The sequence below is a fragment of the Rubellimicrobium arenae genome (assembly GCF_017916275.1).
GTDB lineage: Bacteria > Pseudomonadota > Alphaproteobacteria > Rhodobacterales > Rhodobacteraceae > Rubellimicrobium > Rubellimicrobium arenae.
Genome location: NZ_JAFMST010000003.1, coordinates 172414 through 194196 on the forward strand (window position 1 = coordinate 172414; position 21783 = coordinate 194196).

At 68.2% G+C, this 21783-nt stretch carries 24 protein-coding genes and 1 tRNA gene; 18 read left to right on the top strand and 7 right to left on the bottom strand.

Going from position 1 to position 21783, the window contains the following annotated elements:
• Positions 1-6 precede the first annotated feature (6 nt).
• The 8 genes from J3P31_RS05570 (at position 7) to J3P31_RS21825 (ending at position 7083) form a co-directional block, all read left to right on the top strand.
• Entirely contained in the window at positions 7-648 is a 642-nt protein-coding gene (locus J3P31_RS05570) for an RNA polymerase sigma factor (protein WP_368373024.1), read from the top strand.
• On the top strand, positions 645-2387 hold the full coding sequence (locus J3P31_RS21820; protein ID WP_210527419.1) for a sensor histidine kinase: 1743 nt from the start codon (positions 645-647) through the stop codon (positions 2385-2387). Before J3P31_RS05570 ends, J3P31_RS21820 begins: the two co-directional genes overlap by 4 nt.
• A gap of 116 nt (positions 2388-2503) precedes the next feature.
• Positions 2504-3142: an ATP-dependent Clp protease proteolytic subunit gene (locus J3P31_RS05580; protein ID WP_210527420.1), complete on the top strand. Its 639-nt coding sequence runs from the start codon at positions 2504-2506 to the stop codon at positions 3140-3142.
• A gap of 158 nt (positions 3143-3300) precedes the next feature.
• Positions 3301-4572 carry an ATP-dependent Clp protease ATP-binding subunit ClpX gene (gene clpX / locus J3P31_RS05585; protein WP_210527421.1) on the top strand — a complete coding sequence of 424 codons (1272 nt, stop codon included), beginning with the start codon at positions 3301-3303 and terminating at the stop codon, positions 4570-4572.
• A gap of 507 nt (positions 4573-5079) precedes the next feature.
• Positions 5080-5610 carry a VPLPA-CTERM sorting domain-containing protein gene (locus J3P31_RS05590; protein ID WP_210527422.1) on the top strand — a complete coding sequence of 177 codons (531 nt, stop codon included), beginning with the start codon at positions 5080-5082 and terminating at the stop codon, positions 5608-5610.
• A 212-nt stretch (positions 5611-5822) separates the two neighbouring features.
• Positions 5823-6206, top strand: a complete 384-nt coding sequence (locus J3P31_RS05595; RefSeq protein ID WP_210527423.1) for an NADH:ubiquinone oxidoreductase subunit NDUFA12 — start codon at positions 5823-5825, stop codon at positions 6204-6206.
• Positions 6206-6661 carry an outer membrane lipid asymmetry maintenance protein MlaD gene (gene mlaD, locus J3P31_RS05600; protein WP_210527678.1) on the top strand — a complete coding sequence of 152 codons (456 nt, stop codon included), beginning with the start codon at positions 6206-6208 and terminating at the stop codon, positions 6659-6661. The genes J3P31_RS05595 and mlaD overlap by 1 nt, the downstream gene beginning before the upstream one ends.
• A gap of 152 nt (positions 6662-6813) precedes the next feature.
• Positions 6814-7083 carry a DUF2155 domain-containing protein gene (locus J3P31_RS21825; protein ID WP_368373025.1) on the top strand — a complete coding sequence of 90 codons (270 nt, stop codon included), beginning with the start codon at positions 6814-6816 and terminating at the stop codon, positions 7081-7083.
• 172 nt (positions 7084-7255) lie between these two features.
• Here the strand turns inward: J3P31_RS21825 and aat are convergent, their stop codons facing one another.
• The 4 genes from aat to J3P31_RS05625 form a co-directional block, all read right to left on the bottom strand.
• Complete coding sequence (aat, locus tag J3P31_RS05610; RefSeq protein WP_210527425.1) at positions 7256-7849, bottom strand: leucyl/phenylalanyl-tRNA--protein transferase; 594 nt, start codon at positions 7847-7849, stop codon at positions 7256-7258.
• Positions 7846-9201, bottom strand: a complete 1356-nt coding sequence (gene accC, locus J3P31_RS05615) for an acetyl-CoA carboxylase biotin carboxylase subunit (protein WP_210527426.1) — start codon at positions 9199-9201, stop codon at positions 7846-7848. Before accC ends, aat begins: the two co-directional genes overlap by 4 nt.
• 5 nt (positions 9202-9206) lie before the next feature.
• Positions 9207-9713: an acetyl-CoA carboxylase biotin carboxyl carrier protein gene (gene accB, locus J3P31_RS05620; protein WP_210527427.1), complete on the bottom strand. Its 507-nt coding sequence runs from the start codon at positions 9711-9713 to the stop codon at positions 9207-9209.
• A 202-nt stretch (positions 9714-9915) separates the two neighbouring features.
• Positions 9916-10326, bottom strand: coding sequence for a hypothetical protein (locus tag J3P31_RS05625; protein WP_210527428.1), 411 nt, complete (start codon positions 10324-10326; stop codon positions 9916-9918).
• Positions 10327-10484: 158 nt separating this feature from the next.
• Here J3P31_RS05625 and J3P31_RS05630 point away from each other — a divergent pair, with 158 nt between their 5' ends.
• The 5 genes from J3P31_RS05630 to J3P31_RS21830 all read left to right on the top strand — a co-directional run bounded on the left by J3P31_RS05630 (position 10485) and on the right by J3P31_RS21830 (position 16172).
• Positions 10485-11759, top strand: a complete 1275-nt coding sequence (locus J3P31_RS05630; RefSeq protein ID WP_210527429.1) for a helix-turn-helix domain-containing protein — start codon at positions 10485-10487, stop codon at positions 11757-11759.
• A 68-nt stretch (positions 11760-11827) separates the two neighbouring features.
• Positions 11828-12196, top strand: coding sequence for a response regulator transcription factor (locus tag J3P31_RS05635; protein ID WP_210527430.1), 369 nt, complete (start codon positions 11828-11830; stop codon positions 12194-12196).
• A gap of 1 nt (position 12197) precedes the next feature.
• Positions 12198-12473, top strand: coding sequence for a hypothetical protein (locus tag J3P31_RS05640; RefSeq protein WP_210527431.1), 276 nt, complete (start codon positions 12198-12200; stop codon positions 12471-12473).
• Positions 12473-15157: an ATP-binding protein gene (locus tag J3P31_RS05645; RefSeq protein WP_210527679.1), complete on the top strand. Its 2685-nt coding sequence runs from the start codon at positions 12473-12475 to the stop codon at positions 15155-15157. Before J3P31_RS05640 ends, J3P31_RS05645 begins: the two co-directional genes overlap by 1 nt.
• 82 nt (positions 15158-15239) lie before the next feature.
• The gene (locus tag J3P31_RS21830) at positions 15240-16172 is read left to right on the top strand and encodes a FliM/FliN family flagellar motor switch protein (RefSeq protein WP_210527432.1); all 933 of its coding nucleotides are present in this window, start codon (positions 15240-15242) and stop codon (positions 16170-16172) included.
• Between the two features lie 62 nt (positions 16173-16234).
• Here the strand turns inward: J3P31_RS21830 and J3P31_RS05655 are convergent, their stop codons facing one another.
• The 3 genes from J3P31_RS05655 to J3P31_RS05665 form a co-directional block, all read right to left on the bottom strand.
• Complete coding sequence (locus J3P31_RS05655; protein ID WP_210527433.1) at positions 16235-16783, bottom strand: DUF892 family protein; 549 nt, start codon at positions 16781-16783, stop codon at positions 16235-16237.
• Positions 16784-16864: 81 nt separating this feature from the next.
• Positions 16865-17281: a protein tyrosine phosphatase family protein gene (locus tag J3P31_RS05660; protein ID WP_210527434.1), complete on the bottom strand. Its 417-nt coding sequence runs from the start codon at positions 17279-17281 to the stop codon at positions 16865-16867.
• A gap of 41 nt (positions 17282-17322) precedes the next feature.
• Complete coding sequence (locus J3P31_RS05665) at positions 17323-17538, bottom strand: hypothetical protein (RefSeq protein WP_210527435.1); 216 nt, start codon at positions 17536-17538, stop codon at positions 17323-17325.
• 129 nt (positions 17539-17667) lie between these two features.
• Here J3P31_RS05665 and J3P31_RS05670 point away from each other — a divergent pair, with 129 nt between their 5' ends.
• From J3P31_RS05670 to J3P31_RS05690, 5 genes are all read left to right on the top strand, one after another.
• Positions 17668-17928, top strand: coding sequence for a DUF2312 domain-containing protein (locus J3P31_RS05670; protein WP_210527436.1), 261 nt, complete (start codon positions 17668-17670; stop codon positions 17926-17928).
• 18 nt (positions 17929-17946) lie between these two features.
• Positions 17947-18267 (top strand): quaternary ammonium compound efflux SMR transporter SugE, encoded by a 321-nt coding sequence (sugE, locus tag J3P31_RS05675; protein ID WP_210527437.1) that lies wholly within the window; start codon positions 17947-17949, stop codon positions 18265-18267.
• Between the two features lie 105 nt (positions 18268-18372).
• A complete protein-coding gene (locus J3P31_RS05680) occupies positions 18373-20031 on the top strand; it encodes an ABC transporter permease (protein ID WP_210527438.1) in 1659 nt (552 codons plus the stop codon).
• Positions 20032-20188: 157 nt separating this feature from the next.
• Positions 20189-20264, top strand: a tRNA-Thr gene (locus J3P31_RS05685).
• Positions 20265-20777: 513 nt separating this feature from the next.
• Positions 20778-21779 carry an ABC transporter substrate-binding protein gene (locus J3P31_RS05690; RefSeq protein ID WP_246849309.1) on the top strand — a complete coding sequence of 334 codons (1002 nt, stop codon included), beginning with the start codon at positions 20778-20780 and terminating at the stop codon, positions 21777-21779.
• The last annotated feature ends 4 nt before the right edge of the window (positions 21780-21783 follow it).

Below are 21783 nucleotides of genomic sequence, written 5' to 3' on the forward strand. Positions count from 1 at the left end.
CCGCGGGTGTCCGGTCGGAGCAGCCGGCCCCCGATCCGTTCCGCCGAAGGGACGGAGCGCGCGGCCCAGCGCAGGGCGCCCGACGTCTCCACGACGCCGCCGAACCCCCGCGACGAGCTGGTGACCCACCTGCCGGCGATGCGGGCCTTCGCGCTTAGCCTGACGCGGAACGCGTCGCAGGCGGACGATCTCGTGCAGGACACGGTGGTCAAGGCCTGGTCGCATTTCGACCGCTTTGCCCCCGGCACGAACCTGCGCGCCTGGCTGTTCACCATCCTGCGCAACACCTTCTATTCGACCCGCCGGCGTACCGTGCGGGAGGTGAGCGACAGCGACGGCGCGCTGGTGGCGACCCTGGCCGAAAAGCCGGCCCATGACGGGCGGCTGCAGATGGCCGACTTCATCCGCGCCTTCCAACAGCTTCCCGACGAGCAGCGCGAGGCCCTGGCCCTCGTGGGCGCGTCGGGCTTTTCCTACGAGGAGGCGGCCGAGATGACGGGCGTCGCGGTGGGGACGGTGAAAAGCCGCGCCAACCGGGCGCGGGCGCGTCTCGCCCAGCTCCTGCAACTCAATGACGCCGACAGCCTCGAGCTCACCGACGGAGCGACCCTGGCGGTGATCGCCTCCCAGGGCGGGCCACATCTGTGACGGGGGCGCCCCGGCCCTGGTACCGCCCACGGCTGGATGGGCTGGCCCCGCGCGTGGCGGCGTTCCTCACGATCGCGCTCCTGCCGCTTGGCCTGATTGCGCTGTGGCAGACGCGTGAGTTCCAGCGCGAAACACTGCGGCGGACCGAGCTGTCCCTTCTGGCCCTGACCGAGCAGGGCGCCGCCGGGGTCGGGCAGGCCGTCGAGCAGGCGCTGGGGGCCGGCGAGGCGCTGGGCGTCGTCGCGGATCTCCTCGACGATCCCGAGACCTGCTCGGGCTACCTGAACCGCTTCGTGCAGGACCGGGAGCTTTACAGCTTCATCGGCCTGTTCCCGGCCGAAGGCCCGGTCACCTGTTCCTCGGCGGGGCGCAGCTTCGAGGTCGCGGACACCATCGACATGCCGGAGCTCATGGCGAACCCGCGCGTCACCGTGCGGACGCGGGCGGGCGGCGGGCTTTCGGGCCAGGATGTCATGATCGTCATGCTGCCCATCATGCCCGAGCCGGGCGAGGAGGGCGGCTTTCCGGGCTACCTGGCCATCTCCATCCCCCGGGACCGGATCATGACCGCCCCGTTCGGCGTCTCGGCCCTTCGGCCCCTTCGTCTCATCACCTACAACGCCAGGGGCGAGGTGCTGACCACGCAGGTCGCGGGCCAGGAGGACGTGCCGCTGGCGGACCTTCTCGCGCAGGGGCGGGCGCTATCGGCGGAAACGGTGCAGCGGCCCCAGGTCTTCCAGGGGCAGAACGCCCGCGGCGAGGACCGCGTCTATACCGTCACGCCGCTGATCCCGAACGTGGCCTACGCCATGGCGATCTGGTCGCCCGAGCAGGCCGGGCAGGGGATCGGGCGTGCGATCGACTCGCCGCTCCTGTTCCCGCTGCTGATGTGGGCGACCAGCCTCATCGTGGCGTTCTGGGCGATCCACCGGCTCGTGATCCGGCGGGTCACCGACCTCGGCGCCCGGATGCGTCGGTTCGGGCGCGACCGCAGCCTGCCCGGCCGTCCGCCGTCGCCCTCGGCGCCCTTCGAGCTGCGGGAGATCGAGGGCGCCTTCCGCCAGATGGCCCAGTCGATCCTCCAGGACGAGGCCCGCATGGAGAATGCGTTCCGCGAACGGGGCGTCCTCCTTCGCGAGGTCCACCACCGCGTGAAGAACAACCTCCAGCTCATCTCGTCCATCGTGTCCATGCAGATGCGCCGGATGCCCGATCCGCGCGTGCGCGGCATCCTCCGCCGTCTTCAGGACCGTGTCCTCACGCTCGCCTCCATCTACCGCAGCCTGTACACGAGCCCGGACATGGGGGACGTGAACGCCGCGCCGGTGCTCCGCGCCATCGTGGAGCAGGAGCTGCGGTCGTCCCCCGATCGCATCGAAGCCGTCCTCGACATCGAGGACATGGCGCTCGATCCCGACAAGGTCGTTCCGCTGGCCTTCCTTGCGGCCGAGGCCGTGTCCAACGCCCTCGCGCGGGCCGTCGCGCCCGAGGGGCGGCCCAGCCTGTCGGTCACGCTCCACCGGGAGGGCGAGCGGGCCACGCTGCGGATCGCCAACAGCTACATCGCCCAGCCCACGCCGGAGGAAAGCGCGGGGCGCGGGCTGGGCCATCACCTCATCCAGGCCTTCGCCGCACAGATCGGCGGACCCGTGGAAACCGAAGTGCGCGACGGGGTGTACCGCCTGTCCGTGACCTTCCCCGTCGATCCCCAGCCCGTGGACGAGCCCGCCGCGGCCTGAGCGCTCGACTGGGGCGGCGCGGGGGCGGGGTCTTCACGCAATCGCCAACCCGACCCGCCCTTGCGGCCCCCCGGTGCGGGCCGTAGATATGGAACGTCCCCAGCAGAGGTTCGTCCATGCAAGATCCCGTTTCCCATTACATGAACCTCGTCCCCATGGTCGTCGAGCAGACGAGCCGGGGGGAACGGGCCTACGACATCTTCTCCCGCCTGCTGAAGGAGCGGGTGATCTTCGTCTCCGGTCCCGTCCACGACGTGATGGCGCAGCTCATCGTGGCCCAGCTCCTCCACCTCGAGGCCGAGAACCCCAAGAAGGAGATCTCGATGTACATCAACTCCCCCGGCGGGGTGGTGACGTCGGGCCTCTCGATCTACGACACCATGCAGTACATCCGTCCCAAGGTGTCGACGCTGGTCGTCGGACAGGCCGCGTCCATGGGCTCGCTCCTGCTCACCGCGGGCGAGAAGGGGATGCGCTTCTCGCTGCCCAACAGCGAGATCATGGTCCACCAGCCGTCGGGCGGCTACCAGGGCCAGGCGACGGACATCCTGATCCATGCCCGCCGGACCGAGGCTCTCAAGAAGCGCCTCAACGAGATCTACGTGAAGCACACCGGCCGCACGATGGAAGAGGTCGAGGCCGCGCTGGAGCGCGACAACTTCATGGATCCCGAGGAAGCCAAGGCCTGGGGCCTGATCGACGACATCCTGACCTCGCGCGATCCGGCGCAGGGCGCGGATGCCGCGGCCGCCTGAGGCAACACGCCGCCGCGAGGTGGACCTCGGGGCGGGATTTTGGCGTTGTGGACCCAGGGCACCTGCCCTAGTCTGCACGATGGGCGGCGCCTGAGCCGGGCGCCGCTCCCGACGAGCCCCACGGGGGCAAGCTGAGGCCCGTGGGCCAGAGGAGTCACATGGCGAACGCATCCGGCAGCGACGGCAAGAACACGCTCTACTGCTCCTTCTGCGGAAAGAGCCAGCACGAGGTGCGCAAGCTCATCGCAGGCCCGACCGTGTTCATCTGCGATGAATGTGTCGAGCTCTGCATGGACATTATCCGGGAGGAGACCAAGAGCTCCGGCCTGAAGTCCACCGACGGCGTGCCCACCCCGCGCGAGATCTGCGACGTTCTCGACGATTATGTCATCGGGCAGATCCACGCCAAGCGCGTGCTGTCCGTGGCCGTCCACAACCACTACAAGCGCCTGTCCCACGCCCAGAAGGCGTCCGACATCGAGCTGGCCAAATCCAACATCCTGCTGATCGGCCCGACCGGCTGCGGCAAGACGCTGCTCGCGCAGACGCTGGCCCGCATCCTCGACGTGCCCTTCACGATGGCCGACGCGACCACCCTGACCGAGGCCGGCTACGTCGGCGAGGATGTCGAGAACATCATCCTCAAGCTGCTCCAGGCCTCGGAATACAACGTGGAGCGGGCGCAGCGCGGCATCGTCTACATCGACGAAGTCGACAAGATCACCCGCAAGTCCGACAACCCCAGCATCACGCGGGACGTGTCGGGCGAGGGGGTGCAGCAGGCCCTTCTCAAGATCATGGAGGGCACCGTCGCGTCCGTGCCGCCGCAGGGCGGGCGCAAGCATCCGCAGCAGGAGTTCCTGCAGGTGGATACCACGAACATCCTGTTCATCTGCGGCGGGGCCTTCGCGGGACTGGAAAAGATCATAGGTCAGCGGGCCAAGGGCCAAGGCATGGGCTTCAATGCGAAGGTCCGTGACGTGGACGAGCGTGGCGTCGGCGAGATCTTCAAGGATCTGGAGCCCGAGGACCTGCTCAAGTTCGGTCTGATCCCCGAGTTTGTCGGCCGTCTTCCGGTCATCGCCACGCTGACCGACCTCGACGAGGCGGCTCTCGTGAAGATCCTGACCGAGCCCAAGAACGCTCTGGTCAAGCAGTACCAGCGCCTGTTCGAGCTTGAGGACACCAAGCTGACCTTCACGGATGACGCGCTCAAGGCCATCGCCAAGCGTGCGATCGAACGGAAGACCGGCGCGCGCGGCCTTCGGTCCATCATGGAGGACATCCTCCTCGACACGATGTTCGATCTGCCCGGTCTGACATCGGTTCGCGAGGTGGTCGTGAACGAAGAGGCTGTTCAGCCGAACGGGAAGCCGCTGATGATCCACACGGACCCCGCGGCCAAGAAGGAAGTCGCTGCAGCCCGCTGATCGGCGGCACGGCAAGGTTGTTGGGGCGGCAGGGCAATGTCCTGCCGCCTTTTTCGTGATGGGTCGGCCAACTTGGTCATCGGAAGATCTTTGTCCGATCCGGGTGCTGGAGCCCTGAAACCAAGCTCGTGTCGTCGTCGGCATCCGGCTGCGCTGTTCCCTTGGCGGGGTCGTGCGCTTGCCCAACCGGCTTTGCCCTTCACGCGCACTCAAGCGGGGCTCTTGGGGCCTCCAATCCAGCCGCTGTGAACGGCGGCGGTACTCCCTTCGTGCAAAATCATCGCCCTAAAGCGATTGTTTACCAAACTGCTGTATCCCGGTGAGGCAGAAGACCTGCGGCTCACGGCTGACCAGAACCAGTTATCGCGCCCCATCCCAAAGTCGGAGCGCGCCCGGTTCGGTGCGGCCTGGCCATAACTGAACAACGGGATGTAACCCTATGACAATCGAAAGCGTCTCTTCGTGAGGCGGCTGCATTCGGCTTGCCTTGCCGCTGCACTGGCCCTCATGCCGCTGGCTGCCAAAGCCGTCACGCTTGGCGCCACCAATACGATCAGGTCCGGGCAGAGCGTCACTCTTCTGGAGGGAAAGGCTTGGAACTTCGTGGCGACGTTCAGCCCGGCCGATGCCGACAACAGGTCCGGAACTTACAGCTTCGTGTTCCGAAACGCGTCCGACACCAGGAAGACGTTGAGCTTCGGGGCAACCGTGAACCAGGTGGCCGCCCGATTCGCCGGAGGCGTCAAGATCAAGCTGGGCGGGTATCTGCTTGATACGACCAAGCATCCGGACTGGACCACCTCCCAAGGGACGGACCTGACCCTGGCTGCCCGGGAAAGCCAGACTTTGACGATCAGCTTCGGGAGGGTTCGGGCCGTACAGCCCTCTGGCCAAGCCACGATCACCTTCGCGGCATCCGTGGTTCCGGCCCCGCTCCCCGCGACCGGAGGCCTGCTTCTCTCTGCCATCGCGGGATGTGGCCTTCTGCGGCGACGCTCCCGCTCAGCAGGGCCGCCGCCAAACCTGGCCCTGTCCTGACGAGGGTGGCCGGGCTTCGCAACGGCCCAAGGAGCCCGGCCCGCAGGTCGGGTCACCGCCCGCAGTGGCCCCCGGGGGCGCTCGTCTCGAATCCCTGTGAGGGGCCAGGGATACGGAAGCTGGGGCACCCGTGATCGCTTTCGACCACGCCGGCCTACATTGACCCTTCCGGTCATCCGGGGCATTGAGGCGCAGAGCGGCGGAGTCATCTCATGGCACTTTCTGACATTCTGAAGCGCACCTTTACGTGGTGGAACAGCCAGACCTTCGGCACGCAGCTCTGGACTGCGCGCCACGGGCAGAAGGTCGGGGAGGATGCTCTGGGGAACGTGTATTACCGGACTGCTGACGACTCGAGCCGCTGGGTCATCTACAACGGCGAAGCCGAAGCGTCCCGTGTCCCGACTGAGTGGTTCGGCTGGCTGCACCGCACCTGGGACGAGCCTCCCACGGTCCGCCCGCCGGTCCGCAAGTTCTGGGAGAAGCCGTCCCTGCCCAACCTGACGGGCACGCCATACGCCTATGCTCCATCGGGTTCGCTTCTGCGAGCCGAACCCGTGAAGCGCGAGGATTACGAAGCCTGGTCCCCTGAGTGATGCGGGAATCCCCGGTCGAGATCGTAACCGGAGCTGCCGTGGTGCTCATCGCGGGCGGTTTTCTCCTGTATTCGGCACAGGTGACGGGGTACGGCGGACCGTCCGACGGCCTTGAACTGAGCGCGAGCTTTCGATCCATCGAAGGCGTGTCGCTGGGCACGGATGTACGACTGGCTGGCGTAAAGATCGGGACGGTCACCGACATGGCCCTGGACCCCGAGACTTATCGGGCCACGACCGAACTCACGCTCGACGCGCAGGTCCCGATCCCCGACGACTCCTCTGCAGTCGTCGCCAGCGAGGGCCTGCTTGGCGGCAACTACATCGAGATCGTGCCGGGTGCTTCTCTCACGACCCTCGCCGACGGCGGCGAGATCGTGGACACCCAAGGCGCGGTCAGCCTGCTGCAACTTCTGCTTCAGTACATCTCCGGCGGCAACGATCAGGGATCATGAAGCGGAGCGTGCTCGCGGCTGTGCTCTTTGCAGCGCCCGTGGCGGCGCAGGACAGCCTGTCCATTGTTCCGCCCTCCCGGGGGCAGGAGCCTTCTGAACGGATCCAGGCGCCCTCTGGGGCTGCGGCGTCGGCTGTGGGCGGGATTGTCCGGGTGTTGGACAAGATCAACGGAACGACCTCGGACCTCCAACTCCGAAACGGTGAGACCGCTGACATCGGGGCCTTGACCGTGACGATGGGCGATTGCCGGTACCCGACCGACAACCCCGCAGGTGACGCTTACATCCTTCTCAGCATCCGGACCAAGCAGGACGATGCCGCTGTGTTCGAAGGCTGGATGGTGGCCTCGGCCCCGGCGTTGAGCGCGCTCGATCACCCCCGATACGATGTCTGGGCGTTGCGCTGCATCGGTGTGGATTGAGGCGACCCCGCCACGCGGACGGAGGTATGAAGATAGTATCGTTGCCCTGTGTCGTCCTGCGGCCCCACTCTGGGTATGACACTCCGCGCCGCAGGTCAGCCGGCCGAAGGCACGGTCAGACATTTAGGCTTTGCTTCTCCGGCGCGACTTGCCGTGGAGGGTGCGCCGAGTCCTATGACACCGGAAAGGTCGCCTGCTGCCTCAGCGCCTCGGCCAGCAGGGCGCGGTAAGTTCCCCGACTGACTTCGATGGCCCCCAGGCTTGCGAGATGAGGGGTCAGGAACTGGGTATCGAAAAGCTTGAACCCACCCGCACGCAGATGCTCGATCAGGTGAAACAGCGCGACCTTCGAGGCGTCGGTCCTTCGGGAAAACATGCTTTCCCCGAAGAAGGCCGCGCCGATGGCGACGCCGTAGACACCACCAACGAGGTCACGCTCCTGCCAGACTTCGGCGGAGTGAGCACGACCATGGGCGAACAGCGCCGAGTAAAGGGCAGCGATAGTCCCACTGATCCAGGTTTCCGCCCGGTCGGCGCAGCCTTGCACGACAGCGTCGAAGGCCGTGTCGAAGCTGACGCGATATGTCCCTCGCTTCAGCGTCCGCGCGAGGCTGCGGGAGACTCGAAACCCATCCAAGGGAAAAATCCCGCGCTGCCTCGGATCGACCCAGAACACGTCTGGGTCGCTCCGACTCTCGGCCATGGGAAAGATGCCCTGGCGGTAGGCCGAGAGAAGCAGTTCTGGCGTCAGATCGTCTCCTCTCACGCCGGAGCTGCCATGTTCTCCTTGAGCCAACGCTCGAGCCAATGGATGTCGTAGTCCCCCGCCTGAATCGAGGGATCCTGGGTGAGCTCGTGGAACAGGGGAATCGTCGTGTCCACTCCATCCACGATCAGTTCGCCAAGAGCCCGGCTCAGACGGGCCAAGGCCTCAGACCGGTCCCGCCCATGCACGATGAGCTTGGCGATCAGCGAATCGTAGTAGGGCGGAATGCGGTAGCCATCATACAGCGCCGAATCCATTCGCACGCCCAGGCCTCCGGGCGCATGATACTGGGTGATCTTCCCAGGGGATGGCGAAAAGTTCGGTAGACGCTCCGCGTTGATCCGCACCTCGATCGCGTGGCCGTCGATCCGGAGGTCGTCCTGGGTGAACGACATGGGGAGCCCGCAAGCCACCCGGATCTGCTCGCGCACGAGGTCCACGCCGAAGATCGCCTCGGTCACCGGATGCTCCACCTGCAGGCGGGTGTTCATCTCGATGAAGTAGAACTCGCCGTTCTCGAACAGGAACTCGATGGTGCCGGCGCCGATGTAGTTGATCTTGGCCACGGCGTCGGCGCAGATCTTGCCGATGCGGGCACGCTGCTCGGGCGTGATGATGGGGCCGGGCGCTTCCTCCAGGACCTTCTGGTGGCGACGCTGGAGCGAGCAGTCCCGCTCGCCCAGGTGAACAGCGTTTCCCTTGCCGTCACCGAAAACCTGGATCTCGATATGACGCGGGGTGGTGAGGTACTTCTCCATGTAGACCTCGTCGTTCCCGAAGGCCGCCTTGGCCTCGGAACGCGCCGTCTGGAATGCGACCTCCAGCTCCCCTTCGTCGCGGGCGACCTTCATGCCGCGCCCGCCGCCACCTGCCGTGGCCTTGATGATGACGGGATAGCCGATGCTCTCGGCGACCCGCTTGGCGTCCGCGATGGTCGCCACGCCACCGTCCGAGCCCGGGACGACCGGGATGCCCAGGGCCTTCGCCGTCTCCTTGGCGGTGATCTTGTCGCCCATGATGCGGATATGCTCGGCCGTGGGGCCGATGAAGGTGATGCCGTGATCCTCGACGGCCTGCACGAAGGCGGCGTTCTCGCTCAAAAAGCCGTAGCCCGGGTGGATGGCCTGCGCGCCCGTGATCTCGCAGGCCGAGATGATGGACGGAAAGCTCAGGTAGCTCTGCGAGGACGGGGGCGGGCCGATGCAGATGGCCTCATCCGCCATGCGCACATGCATGGCATCGGCGTCGGCGGTGGAATGCACCGCAACCGACTGGATTCCCATCTCGCGGCAGGCGCGCACGACCCGGAGCGCGATCTCGCCCCGGTTGGCGATCAGGATCTTGTCGAACATCGCGCTTACTCGATGATCACGAGGGGTGCGCCGTATTCCACGGGCGCCCCATCCTCGACGAGGATGCGCTTCACGACCCCGGCATGCGGCGCCGGGATCTGGTTCATGGTCTTCATGGCTTCGATGATGAGCAGGGTATCGCCCACCTTGACGGCCTGACCGACCGAGACGAAGGGCGTCGAGCCGGGTTCCGCCTGGAGGTAGACCGTCCCGACCATCGGCGAGGTCACCGCACCGGGATGCGCCGCCGGGTCGCCCGACATGGCCGGAGCCTCGGACGCGATGGGCGCCGACGGGGAAGCCGCCTGGATCGCCGCCGGCATCGCAGCGGGCGCGGCCGGAGCCGCCGGGGCTGCGACCACGAGGCTGCCCCGCGCGACGCGGACGTTCAGGCGATCATTGTCACCATATTCGCGTTTGACCTCGAGTTCGGTCAGGTCGTTGGCCCGAAGAAGTTCGGCCAAGGCCCGGATGAAGCTCACATCGCCGTCATGGGTGGTCTTGTCGCTCATGAAGTGCCTTTCGCCTCATCCTTGCTCGTCGGCCGTCGTCCGGTCCATTCTCGCCCCAGGTGGTCCGGGCAGGCCGGATGGCCAGGGGCCGGTTGTCCGCGGCTTATACGGCAAGCGATCCTGTGTGGAAAGTCGCGACGACACGGCCTTTTCGACCCGTGGAGAAGCCTTGCGGCCGGTGCCGTCCTGCAGGGCTGACCTGTCAGGCCACGCCTGATCTGGCTGCGGGGGAGGGCGCGTCCCCGCCATCGAGTGCCGCCGTCGAACTGGTCGGCGTTTCGGGGTTCACCCCGGCCGCGTCCCGGCCGGCGGTCCGATCCGCCTGTGCATCGGGCTCGTCGGAGGGCAGCATCCGCACGCCCCACGGCTTGAGCACCCGCTGGGGTCCGAACTCCGGCGACGTGCCGTCCAAGCTCCCTGGTGGCTGGATGCCCGCGAGCGTGATGAGCCCCTTCACCACGAGGCCGCCTTGGCTCCGGGATGCCGGAGCCACCACCGGCCCTTGGGCCGTGGCAAGGGGCGGCACGGCGATCCGGGTGGTCGCAGCCGCATCCGCCGAGGGCCGGGCGTCCATCACGACGCGCGGAACGGGCGAGATCGTTGTGATGTCCATGATTGATCCCCCACTCAGGATTAGCTCTCCCCATGCGCGCGATACCATGATTGTCCTAACACCTGGTAAACGCCGGCCGGGGCTGCCCGACCGCGGTGGCTCGAGCCCACATGTTGCCAAGGCGGACCGCCGGTCCTAGCCTCTGGCCAGGAGGACCCATGGCCGAGCGACAGCCCACCGGCACGCGCATCCGCGAGCGACGCCAGGAGCGGGGCCTGCGCCAGGCGGAGCTGGCCCAGAGCGTCGGCATCTCGCCGTCCTACCTGAACCTGATCGAACATGGCCACCGCCGCATCGGCGGCAAGCTGCTGGCGGACATCGCCCGGGCCCTGGATCTCGATCCGGTCGCCTTGGGCGAGGGACCTGACGGTGGTCGCGTCCAGGCGCTTCGTGTGGCGGCGGCCGGGGCCGTCGAGCCGCTGCGCCCCGCTCCGGAGCTGGCGCGGGCCCAGGAGCTGGCCGACCGCTTTCCGGGCTGGGCCGCGCTCCTGGCGCGCCAGGGGGCGCGCATCGAGGTGCTCGAGCGGCGGGTGGCCGAGCTTGCGGGCCGGCTCACGCATGACCACGACCTTGCGCAGGCGCTTCATCAGGTCATCTCGGGCGTGACGGCCATTCGGGCCGCGTCGGACATCCTGGCCGAGAACCCGGATCTCGATCGGGACTGGCAGGGCCGGTTCCTCCAGAACATCCGCACCGACAGCGAGACTTTGGCCGAGGCCAGCCGTGCCCTAGTCCGCTTCCTCGAGGCGCCGGAGCGCGCGACGGCCGCGAGCCGCTCGCCCCAGGAGGAGGCCGAGCGCTGGCTGGACGCCCGCGACCATCACCTGCCCGAGGTGGAGGTCGGCGGCTGGCCATCCGGGCTTCCGGACGGGCCGGCGGGCTCTGCGGTCCTGGCCTGGTCTCGCCGTTACGCCGCGGATGCGGCACGCCTGCCCCTGGAGCCCTTCGCCGCCGCAGCGCGGGAGGCCGGCTATGATCCCGCGATCCTGGCCCGGGCCCTCGACGAGCCCTTCGCCCGTGTCCTGCGCCGTTTGGCTTCGATGCCAGGGGGGGAGGGCTGGCCCGCCATGGGGCTCGTGATCTGCGATTCCAGCGGGACGGTGACGCACCTGCGGGCTTTCGATGGGCTTGACCTGCCACGGTCGGGCGGTTGCCCGCTCTGGCCGCTGCACGAGGCCTTCGCCCAGCCGGGACGGGCCGTGCGAGCCTTCGCGGCGCTGCCGGGCCAGGGGGCGCCCCGGCTGATCTGCCATGCCGTCGCCGTCCCGCGCGAGGAGCCGGACCCTGACATGCCGCCGTTGATGGAAGGGACAATGCTGGTCATGTCGGCCCCGCCCGGACCTTCGGTAGGGGACCGGCTGGTGGGGCCGACCTGCCGGATCTGCCCGCGTCAGGCGTGCCCGGCCCGGCGGGAGCCCTCGATCCTCGGGTAGGTTCAGACTCTTTGACAGCGCTGCCGCCGACCGTGATAGTCGGGTCACCCGGGCCTGGGGAGGAACCTGTGGGACGCCGCCTGCTGCTCATCGAGGATGAGCCCAACATCATCGAGGCGCTGAGCTTCATCCTCACGCGCGATGGCTGGACCGTGCACACGCACGCCGACGGGGCCACGGCGGCCGCGCGGGTCAAATCCGGCGCGCCGGAGGTGGTGGTGCTGGACGCGATGCTGCCGGGGCGGTCGGGCTTCGACATCCTGCGCGACCTGCGGGCGGATCCGGCAACGGCGCAGGTTCCGGTCCTGATGCTGACGGCGCGGGGACAGGACAAGGACCGCGACCTGGCCCTGCGGCTGGGCGCCACGCAGTACATGACGAAACCCTTCGCCAACGCCGAGGTCGTGGCCGAGGTGCGCCGCCTCGCCGGGGGCTGACGTGAAGCGCCCGCCACGTCCGGTCTTCCTGGCGCCCGCCGGCTACCGGCGCAAGAGGCTGCGCGATGCCGCCTACCTGCTGCCGCTCCTTGGGGTGGTCCTGCTCCTGATCCCGCTGCTCTGGACCCCGTCGGACGATGTCGGAGGCGTCGGGAACGCGGCATCGCTGCTGTTCGTCTTCGGCGTCTGGGCCGGCCTGATCGCACTGGCCTTCGTGCTGTCGCTCGTGCTCGGGCCAAATGCGGAAGGGGCGGAGACCAGGGACGACCTTCCGTGATCCTGACCTTCAACGTCCTGATCGGAGTGTCGCTGGGCTATGTCGCGATGCTCTTCGCCGTGGCCTTCGCCGCCGACCGCCGGGCCAGGACGGGCCAGGAGCGATGGCTGCGCTCCCCGCTCGTGTACACGCTGTCGCTGTCCATCTATTGCACGGCCTGGACGTTCTACGGCGCGGTGGGCTACGCGGCCCGGTCCGGGCTGGAGTACCTGACGATCTACCTGGGGCCGAGCCTCGTGGTCGTGGGCTGGTGGTGGATCCTTCGCAAGCTCGTCCGGATCGGGCGCACGCAGCGGATCACCTCCATCGCCGACCTCGTGTCGTCCCGCTTCGGGAAGTCCTCGGTCATCGGCGCGATCGTCACCCTGATCGCGGTGGCGGGGGTCACGCCCTACATCGCGCTCCAGCTCCAGTCCATCGCACTGACCTTCGCCGCCTTCACCGAAGGGCTGGGCGGCGGGCCAGCGGATGTGGATTACGTGGCGCTCTGGACGGCCCTGGGGCTGGCCGTCTTCACCATCGTCTTCGGCACACGCAACCTCGACCCGTCCGAACGTCACCACGGCATCGTCATGGCCATCGCCGTCGAGGCGGTCGTCAAGCTCGTCGCGCTGCTTGCCGTCGGGGTCTTCGTCGTCTGGGGGCTGGGGGGAGGGGTGCCGGGCATCCTTCGCCGGATCGACGCGGCCCCGATCCCGATGTGGTCGGGCGACGGAGGGCGCTGGGTCGGCCTCCTGTTCCTTTCGGCGGCCGCGTTCCTCACCCTGCCGCGGATGTTCCACGTGCTCGTCGTCGAGAACGACGACGACCGCCATCTTGCCGTCGCAAGCTGGGCCTTCCCTCTCTACGTGCTGGTCATCAGCCTCTTCGTCGTGCCCATCGCGGTGGTCGGGCTCGAGCGGCTCCCCGGGGGGTCGAACCCGGACCTGTTCGTCCTGGCGCTGCCGATCTCGGAAGGGCACGGCGGCCTGGCCTTGCTGGCGTTCCTGGGGGGGTTCTCGTCCGCCACCTCCATGGTGATGGTGGCGACCATCGCCCTCGCCACGATGGTCTCCAACCACATCGTCGCGCCGCTCTGGCTGTCGGTCCGGGGGCCGGTCGAGGTGGCGCGCGACCTTCGCGGGACGATCCTGCTCGCGCGCCGGGCCTCGGTGGTGGGTGTGCTCGGCCTGGGCTACGTGTACTTCCAGCTCACCGGGGCGGGGGTGGCGCTGTCGGCCATCGGGCTCATCGCCTTCGCCGGGGTGGCGCAGATCCTCCCCGCTATGCTGGGCGGCATCTTCTGGCGCGGAGGCACGGCGATCGGGGCGGGGACGGGCCTTCTCCTTGGCGCGGCGGTCTGGATCTGGACGCTGTTCCTGCCGTCGTTCGGAACCGCCGTGATCCCGGCCGAGGTCATGGCCCGGGGACCGTTCGGGATCGGATGGCTCCGACCCGACGCGCTGTTCGGCATCGAAGGGGTCGACCCCCTCCTGCACGCGGTCATCTGGTCGCTGCTGCTCAATGCGGGGTCCTTCACGCTGGTGTCGCTGCTCACCTTTCCCAAGCCCCTCGAACGGCTTCAGGGGGTGCAGTTCGTCAACGTCTTCGAGCAGTCCGGCCCGGCGCGGACCTGGTCGCGCAGCGGCGCCGAGGTCGAGGACCTGCTCGTGCTCGCGCAGCGGGTCCTTGGGGGCGAAGCGGCGCTCGGCCTTTTCCAGAGCGAGGCCGAGGGGCAGGGCAAGTCCGGCCACCTTCCGGACCCGACGCCGGCCTTTCTCCAGCGCCTGGAACGCGAACTCGCCGGTTCGGTCGGCGCGGCGGCGGCTCATGCCCTGGTCGGACAGCTCGTGCAGGGACCGGGGGTGTCGGTCGAGGACCTGATGGCGGTGGCCGACGAGGCGGCGCAGATCCTCGAATACAGCGCAAGGCTCGAGGCCAAGTCCGCCGAGCAGGACCGCACCGCCCGGGCGCTGCGGGAAGCCAACGACAAGCTGACCCAGCTGGCCCGGCAAAAGGACGCCTTCCTGAGCCGCATCAGCCATGAACTGCGCACGCCGATGACATCCATCCGGTCCTTCTCCTCGCTCTTGGGCGAGGAAGGTCTGGGCGAGGATGACGCGCGCCGGTTCGCCCGCATCGTCGAGGCCGAGGCGCAGCGCATGACCCGGCTGCTCGACGACCTGCTCGACCTGTCGGTGTTGCGGGACGGGCAGGTGTCGCTCAAGCGGCGGGAAGGACTGCTGTCCGAGGTCATCGATCGGGCGATCCTGTCCGCCGGTGCCATGCATGGGAGCCTGCGGATCGTCAGGGAGCCCGCATCCGAGGCGGTGCCGGTGGTGACCGATCTGGACCGGCTGGCCCAGGTCTTCATCAATCTCGTGTCGAACGCCCGCAAGTACTGCGATGCGGAACGGCCCGAGTTGCGCATCTCGGTCCGGCGCCGGCGAGGTCAGGTGATCGTGGATTTCGCCGACAACGGCAGCGGCATCCCGGCCCCCGAACGCGAGGTCATCTTCGAGTCCTTCGCCCGGCTGTCCGGCCGCCGCGCCGGCCAGTCGGAGCCGACCGGGGCCGGGCTTGGCCTGGCGATCTGCCGGGAGGTCATGGCCCGGCTGGGCGGATCGATCGCCTACCTGCCGGGGCAGGGAGGGGCCGCGTTCCGGGTCGCCTTCCCGCAGGGCCATGCCGCCGCCGCCGAGTGAACGGGTTCATCGGTGCTGCCGTTTACCAAGTCTCAATGACTCGGCCGGTATGCTGGTCCGGTCTTAGAAGGGACCTGACCCCGTGGAGCCGACGACCACGAGCCTTATGCGTCGCATGGTGCGGCGCCCCCCGCCACCTTCGGCCCTGACCCCGGCCCGCGCCTTGCGGCTGGCGATGACCCGCGCGGCCGAGGAGTCGGTTGGCCTGCATGTCGCCGTGCTGGGCGTCAGCGTCGATGAGGGGCCCTTGGACGACCTCCTGTCGCGGCTGGAGGACGGACTGATGCTGGTCGCCCTTTACGAGGGGGATGATCCGGTCGGCCTTGTCGCTCTGGACGCCGAGGCCCGCTCGGCCGTCATCGAGGTCCAGACGCTGGGGCGCGTTCCCCCCGTCCCGCCCGAGCCGCGGGAGGTGACGGCCGCCGACGTCGCGCTGGCTCGGCCTCTCCTGACCGCCTTCCTTCGGGAGGTGGAGGACGCGACGGCGGGTACGGTCCTGGCCGGATGGGTGCGTGGGCCCCGCGCGACGGCACGGATTCCCGGTCCCCGGGAAGCGATGATGATCCTGGCCGATACGGCGTACCGGGTCGTCCGTCTGACACTGGATCTTGGCGCGGGAGAGCGACAGGGCCTGATCCTGCTCCTGATCCGGCAGGAGGCTCCCAAGCCCGCCGCGGCGGACCCTCGGACCGCCGATCCGCCGACCGTGGCGCCGCAGGTGCTTGGCGCTCAGGCAACCCTCGTGGCCGTGCTTCACCGGCTGCAGCTTTCTCTGGCCGACGCCGAGGGGTTGCAGGTTGGGCAGATCGTGCCCCTCCCAGGCGTCACCGTGGCGTCCGTGCGGGTCGAAGGCGGCGGAATCGACCTGGGACCCGCGCGCTTGGGTCAGGTCGCGGGCATGCGCGCGATCCGGATCGAGGAGCCGCTGACTCCGTGCCTACAGGACATCCCCGTCGCCCAGGAGCCTTCCGTCGAGCCGCCGCTCCTGGGGCCGGAGGAGGACTGGAACCTCTGATGCGGCAACGGGGCCCCATCTGGGACCCCGTGCCGAAGACGCCGTTACGACAGAGTCGCCGGTCAGCGCTTGGACGTCTCGCCAGAGGCGGAAAGCGCCATGAACTTGGTGGTCAGCTGATCCGTCATGCCCAGCAGGGTAGCGAAGGTCTTTTCCTCCTCCCGCAGGGTCGCTTCGTAGATCGCGATATGGTGCTGGTGGCCGGTGGCCTGCGCCATGGCGATCAGCGACCGGTAGGTGGCCTGCTCGAAGGCTTCGAAGGCCACGTTCGCGAAGTGGTTCTTCATGATCTCGTCCGACATCGCCGTATGGGCGATGGCCGCCATGTTCCCCGAGAACATGGTCGCGAGATCCTTGACCGTGGATGGGCTGGTCCCGAACTCCTGCAGGATTCCGTCGAGCCGCTGGATCTGGGCTTCGGTCTCGGCCCCGTGCTGGCGCAGCACCGCCGCGACCTCGGGATAGTTCTCGATCCTCTCGAGCTGCCTGTTGATGAGCTGGGTAGCCTGCTTCTCGAGGGCATGGGCGCTCTGGATGCCCATGATGTAGTCCTGCTTGGCCTGGTCCGAGTTCATCAGCGACCCGGAGGACGCGCCTTGATCGTATGCCATGAACCGTCTCCTGCGGTTTGGTTTCGAGGACCAAACGCCGGGATCGGAAAGGGGTTCAGGGAAACATTGCCGCAGGGGCGATCAACCTCGCGCGAGGTCGAGCCGCTGGCGCAGGGCCGAAAGGTCGTAGCCCGCCCGCCCAGTGGCCGAAAGGATTTCGTCCGTCGGCATGCGGCCCGCCTGCGCAAGGGACCAGAGGATCGACGACCGGGTGCCCGACGCGCAATAGGCCAGCGTCGGCCCGCTGGCCATCGCGTCGGATTGGGCGGCGATCCGATTCGGCGTCATCGTCGGATGGGTCACCGGGTTCTCGACGAAGTTCAGGCCCGCCGCCTCGGCGGCGATGCGCAGGACGTCGGCGGAGAGTTCGACAGGAACCTCGACATCCGGACGGTTGCAGATGATCGTCCTGAACCCTTGCGCGGCAATCTCCGGCACGTCCTCGGGCGCGATCTGCGGCGATACGGCGTAGTCGGGGGTGATGCGGCGGATGTCCATGGGATCATCCTTAGGCCCAGCCCCGGTGCGCGTCCAGCGCCCTACGCGAACACGACCCCAAGGATCACCAAAAGGCAACCCAGGATGGAAAGGAGCAGCGCCCCCAGGTTGATCGGCAGCGCCTTCTGGAGCCGTGCCCGCAGCGCCGCGTCGTCCAGCCGGGCACGCCGGGCCTGGAGCGCGATGATCCCGCTCCAGACGATCCCCACGAGACCGAGAAGCGCGACCGCAACGCCGATCCAGATCAGGATGTCCATGCGCGATCCTCCGCCGCTGTGCCCTCCGCGCCTACCCCGCGCAGGGGGGCCGTGCAAGCGTGCTTGCGGCGTGCGGGCTCCCGGGGCTACCCCATCCACACGAGCAGTCCCAAAAGAAGGAATCGTGCAATGCCGCCTCACCTGTCCGTGGTCGAGACGAACCCCCTTCCGGGCGAGGAAATCCGCGCCTTCATCGAACGGTACGAGTCGCTCGAGGCCCAGAAGAAGGACCTTGCGGAAGAGATGAAGGAAGTGATGGCCGAGGCCAAGGGGCGCGGCTACGACACGAAGATCCTCAAGAAGATCATTGCGATCCGCAAGCGCGACAAGGACGACATCGCCGAAGAGGAAGCGATCCTCGAACTCTACAAGGAAGCTCTCGGCATGTGAGCCGAAGGACGGGAGCCCATGGCCTGGATCATCCTTCTCATCGCCGGCCTCTTCGAGGTGGGTTGGGCCGTGGGCCTCAAGTACACGGAAGGTTTCACCCGGTTGTGGCCGACCTTGGGGACCGCCGCCGCCATGGCCCTGAGCCTCGTGCTCCTGGGCCTCGCGCTGCGGACCCTGCCGCTCGGGACGGCCTACGCCGTCTGGACCGGCGTCGGCACGGTCGGCACCGCCATCCTGGGCATCTGGCTGTTTGGGGAATCGGCGGACGTGCTCCGGCTCGTCTGCATCGGCCTGATCGTCGCGGGCATCGTGGGGCTGAAGCTGGTGGCGCCGCATTGATCCGGCTGGCCGGGCCGATCGGGCCCTGCGCTGCCGGGAACGCCTGCCAAGGTCTTGAGACGGCCCGAGTCGACAAGATCGGTCGGCTGAAGTACGGCTCCGCGCATGATTGAGCAGATCGGTCAGGATGCACCCGCCCGGGCCCTGTCACGGCTTCGCCTGGACGGCTGGTCGATTATGGCCGTGCTTATCGCCGGCGTGGTGCTGCTGCCCGTGGCCGCCGTGCTGTGGATCGCGCTGCAGGGCGGCTGGGAGATCTGGCCCCATCTGCTGTCCACCACGCTTCCCCGCTACGTGAGCAATACCGTGGTCCTGATGGCGGGCGTGGGGCTTCTGACCGCGGCGGTGGGGACGGGGGCGGCCTGGCTCGTGACCCTTTACAGGTTTCCGGGCCGCAACTGGCTGCAATGGGCCCTGCTCCTGCCCTTGGCCGTCCCGGCCTATGTCGGCGCCTATGCGCTGGTGGACTTCCTGGAATACGCGGGTCCGGTCCAGCGCGCCCTGCGGGCCCTGTTCGGCTGGGAAACCGCCCGCGACTACTGGTTCCCCGAGATCCGGACCCGCGGGGCCGCCATCCTGGTGCTGTCCGGCTCGTTCTATCCTTACGTTTACCTGCTGGCCTGCGCCGCGTTCCGCGAACAGTCCGGCGCCGTCTTCGAGGTCGCGCGCGCTCTTGGCGCCGGGGCCTGGTCCCGGTTCTTCCGGGTCGGGATCCCGCTGGCGCGCCCGGCCATCGCGGCGGGTGCGGCCGTCGTGATGATGGAAACCGTGAACGATTTCGGCGCGGTGGACTATTTTGCGGTGCAGACGCTGACGACGGGCATCTTCTCGGTCTGGCTCCAGGCCGGGAACCTGGCCGGCGCCGCCCAATTGTCGGCCTGCGTGCTGGTCATCATCGTCCTCCTCGTGACCCTGGAGAAGGCGAGCCGCCGCCGCGCCAGGACCCATGCGTCCGCCCGGGCGATGCGGCCGATCGCACCCCAGGATCTGCAGGGAGTCAAAGGCTGGGCGGCGTCGCTGGCCTGCCTCCTGCCCTTCCTGGGCGGCTTTGTCCTGCCCGTCGCGGTGCTGGCCTCGCATTCCCTGAACGCCGCGCAGTGGGTCGAGCCCGGTCTGGCGCGGGCTCTCGTCCATTCGCTCGCGACGGGGGGAGCGGCGGCCTTCCTTTGCGTCTCGCTCGGCCTCGTGATGGTGTACGGAGCGCGTCTGTCCCGCCGCAGGCTCCCGGTGCTCCTGCTGCCCATCACGGCGATCGGCTATGCAGTCCCCGGAGCTGTGCTCGGCATCGGCACGTTGATCCCGCTGGCCGCGTTCGACAATTCCTTGGCCGATCTGGTACTGCGGCTGACCGGGGTGGATCCTGGCCTGATCCTCACGGGGACCGCCGGGGCGCTCACGCTCGCTTATGTCGTCAGGTTCTTTGCCGTGGCGCAGGGTTCGGCGGATGCGGCGCTGGCGCGGATCTCGCCGTCACTCCCGATGGCGGCACGCTCGCTCGGCCGATCGGCCGGGCAGACCCTGACCGCGGTCCACCTGCCCCTGGCGCGCGCCTCGCTCGGGTCTGCGCTACTGCTGGTCTTCGTCGACTGCGTGAAGGAGCTGCCGGCCACGCTGCTGCTGCGCCCCTTCAGCTTCGACACCTTGGCCACACGGGTCCAGGCCAAGGCCAGCCTCGAGAACCTGTCCGAGGCGGCGCCAGCCGCGCTGACCATCACGCTCGTGGGCCTGATCGCGACGGCCCTGCTGGCACGGGCAAGCCGCTGACCTTCGGCCCCGGCAGGACCCCATGCGCCCGCCGGGTCAGCGGCGGTCCCTGGCCGCAGGATGAAACCGCGCCTCCCCAGACCGCGCGCTGGGCCGATCCGATCCGAATTATCGAGAGGGTTGCAAGGCTTGCCCGGTCCGCGTAATGCCGAGCCGTGCCCCCATAGCTCAGCTGGTAGAGCAGCTGATTTGTAATCAGAAGGTCGGCGGTTCAAGTCCGTCTGGGGGCACCATTCCTCTGCTCGGGATTCTCGCCATTCAGTGGACCTGTGCTCGCCGTGGACGTCCGGATCTTGGCCCTGGAGGCGCGCCGGGCGGGGCAGTCTGCGCAAAGGCCGGTGATCGTCAGCCGTGGGGCATCACAGGCCGTAGCGTCATCCCCATCCGGACGCGGCGCAGGTCCGCCGGCCCAGGGAGCGGCAAGACCGTCCCACCACAGCAGCGATCTGGGGCTGGATGCCCGTGGCACGAGGTGGGCCGCGGCGCAGTTTGCCGACGTCGGGTCGGACGCTGTCCCACCTTCCGCCGACGCCGCCATGCCGTCCGGGACTTGTCGCGGGCCTTCGGCTCCTGCTGACGCCTCGCAGGAACGGGAGGACCAACAGGGGCGGTGCCCGTGGCCTCGTCAAACGAGCCGTTGCATTTCCCGAACCTGCTGACAAACTGGCCTCAAAACATGTACGGGTGCGCAAAGCTCCCGTCCGCCGATCGCCAGGGGAGGAACCATGACAACGACGACCAGACTGATGGCAGCTACCGCCGTGCTCGCACTCGCGGCGCCAGCCTTCGCGGACACTTCAGAGCGCCGCATCGCGCTGTCCAACAACTACGCCGGCAACTCGTGGCGGCAGGCCATGCTCGAAAGCTGGACCAAGGTGACCGGACAGGCGGTGACGGACGGAGTCGTCGCCGCTGCCGATGCCTTCACCACGGCCGAGAACCAGGCCACCGAACAGGCGGCCCAGATCCAGAACATGATCCTGGAAGGCTATGACGCCATCGTGCTGAACGCGGCCTCGCCCACGGCGCTCAATGGCGCGGTCCGGGAAGCCTGCGATGCCGGGATCGTGGTCGTGTCCTTCGACGGCATCGTGACCGAGCCCTGCGCCTACCGGATCGCCGTGGACTTCAAGGAGATGGGCCGCAAGCAGGTGGAGTACCTTTCGGGCCGGATGCCTGAGGGCGGCAACCTGCTCGAGATCCGCGGCCTTGCGGGGGTCTTCGTGGACGACGAGATCAGCGCCGGGATTCACGCGGGCGTGGAGCAGTTCCCGCAGTTCAGCATCGCGGGTTCGGTTCATGGGGACTGGGCGCAGGACGTGGCCCAGAGGGCTGTCGCGGGCATCCTGCCAAGCCTGCCTGACGACATCGTGGGCGTCGTGACCCAGGGCGGCGACGGCTATGGCGCCGCGCAGGCCTTCGCCGCCGCAGGACGAACGATGCCCGTCATCATCATGGGCAACCGCCAGGACGAGCTCCAGTGGTGGAAGGAGCAGCGGGACGCGAACGGCTACGAAACCATGTCTGTGTCGATCGCGCCGGGTGTCTCGACGTTGGCGTTCTGGGTGGCGCAGCAGGTGCTCGACGGGCAGCAGGTGCCCCAGGACCTGATCGTTCCGTTCCTGGAGATCAATCAGGACGGTCTCGACGCCGCGCTCGAGACGACGCCCGCCGGAGGAGTGGCCAACGTGGAGTACACCTTGGACGATGCCAAGGCCGTGATCGCCAAGGGCGGAAGCGCGAACTGAACCG

Bases quoted from the DNA above. Each gene is read 5' to 3' on its own strand.
- J3P31_RS05590 (WP_210527422.1), top strand. From the start codon at position 5,080: ATGCCGCTGGCTGCCAAAGCCGTCACGCTTGGCGCCACCAATACGATC.
- clpX (WP_210527421.1), top strand. From the start codon at position 3,301: ATGGCGAACGCATCCGGCAGCGACGGCAAGAACACGCTCTACTGCTCC.
- J3P31_RS05630 (WP_210527429.1), top strand. From the start codon at position 10,485: ATGGCCGAGCGACAGCCCACCGGCACGCGCATCCGCGAGCGACGCCAG.
- J3P31_RS05660 (WP_210527434.1), bottom strand. From the start codon at position 17,281: ATGGACATCCGCCGCATCACCCCCGACTACGCCGTATCGCCGCAGATC.
- J3P31_RS05655 (WP_210527433.1), bottom strand. From the start codon at position 16,783: ATGGCATACGATCAAGGCGCGTCCTCCGGGTCGCTGATGAACTCGGAC.
- mlaD (WP_210527678.1), top strand. From the start codon at position 6,206: ATGCGGGAATCCCCGGTCGAGATCGTAACCGGAGCTGCCGTGGTGCTC.
- J3P31_RS05595 (WP_210527423.1), top strand. From the start codon at position 5,823: ATGGCACTTTCTGACATTCTGAAGCGCACCTTTACGTGGTGGAACAGC.
- J3P31_RS05580 (WP_210527420.1), top strand. From the start codon at position 2,504: ATGCAAGATCCCGTTTCCCATTACATGAACCTCGTCCCCATGGTCGTC.
- J3P31_RS05680 (WP_210527438.1), top strand. From the start codon at position 18,373: ATGATTGAGCAGATCGGTCAGGATGCACCCGCCCGGGCCCTGTCACGG.
- J3P31_RS05625 (WP_210527428.1), bottom strand. From the start codon at position 10,326: ATGGACATCACAACGATCTCGCCCGTTCCGCGCGTCGTGATGGACGCC.
- accC (WP_210527426.1), bottom strand. From the start codon at position 9,201: ATGTTCGACAAGATCCTGATCGCCAACCGGGGCGAGATCGCGCTCCGG.
- J3P31_RS05690 (WP_246849309.1), top strand. From the start codon at position 20,778: ATGGCAGCTACCGCCGTGCTCGCACTCGCGGCGCCAGCCTTCGCGGAC.
- J3P31_RS05670 (WP_210527436.1), top strand. From the start codon at position 17,668: ATGCCGCCTCACCTGTCCGTGGTCGAGACGAACCCCCTTCCGGGCGAG.
- accB (WP_210527427.1), bottom strand. From the start codon at position 9,713: ATGAGCGACAAGACCACCCATGACGGCGATGTGAGCTTCATCCGGGCC.
- sugE (WP_210527437.1), top strand. From the start codon at position 17,947: ATGGCCTGGATCATCCTTCTCATCGCCGGCCTCTTCGAGGTGGGTTGG.
- J3P31_RS05665 (WP_210527435.1), bottom strand. From the start codon at position 17,538: ATGGACATCCTGATCTGGATCGGCGTTGCGGTCGCGCTTCTCGGTCTC.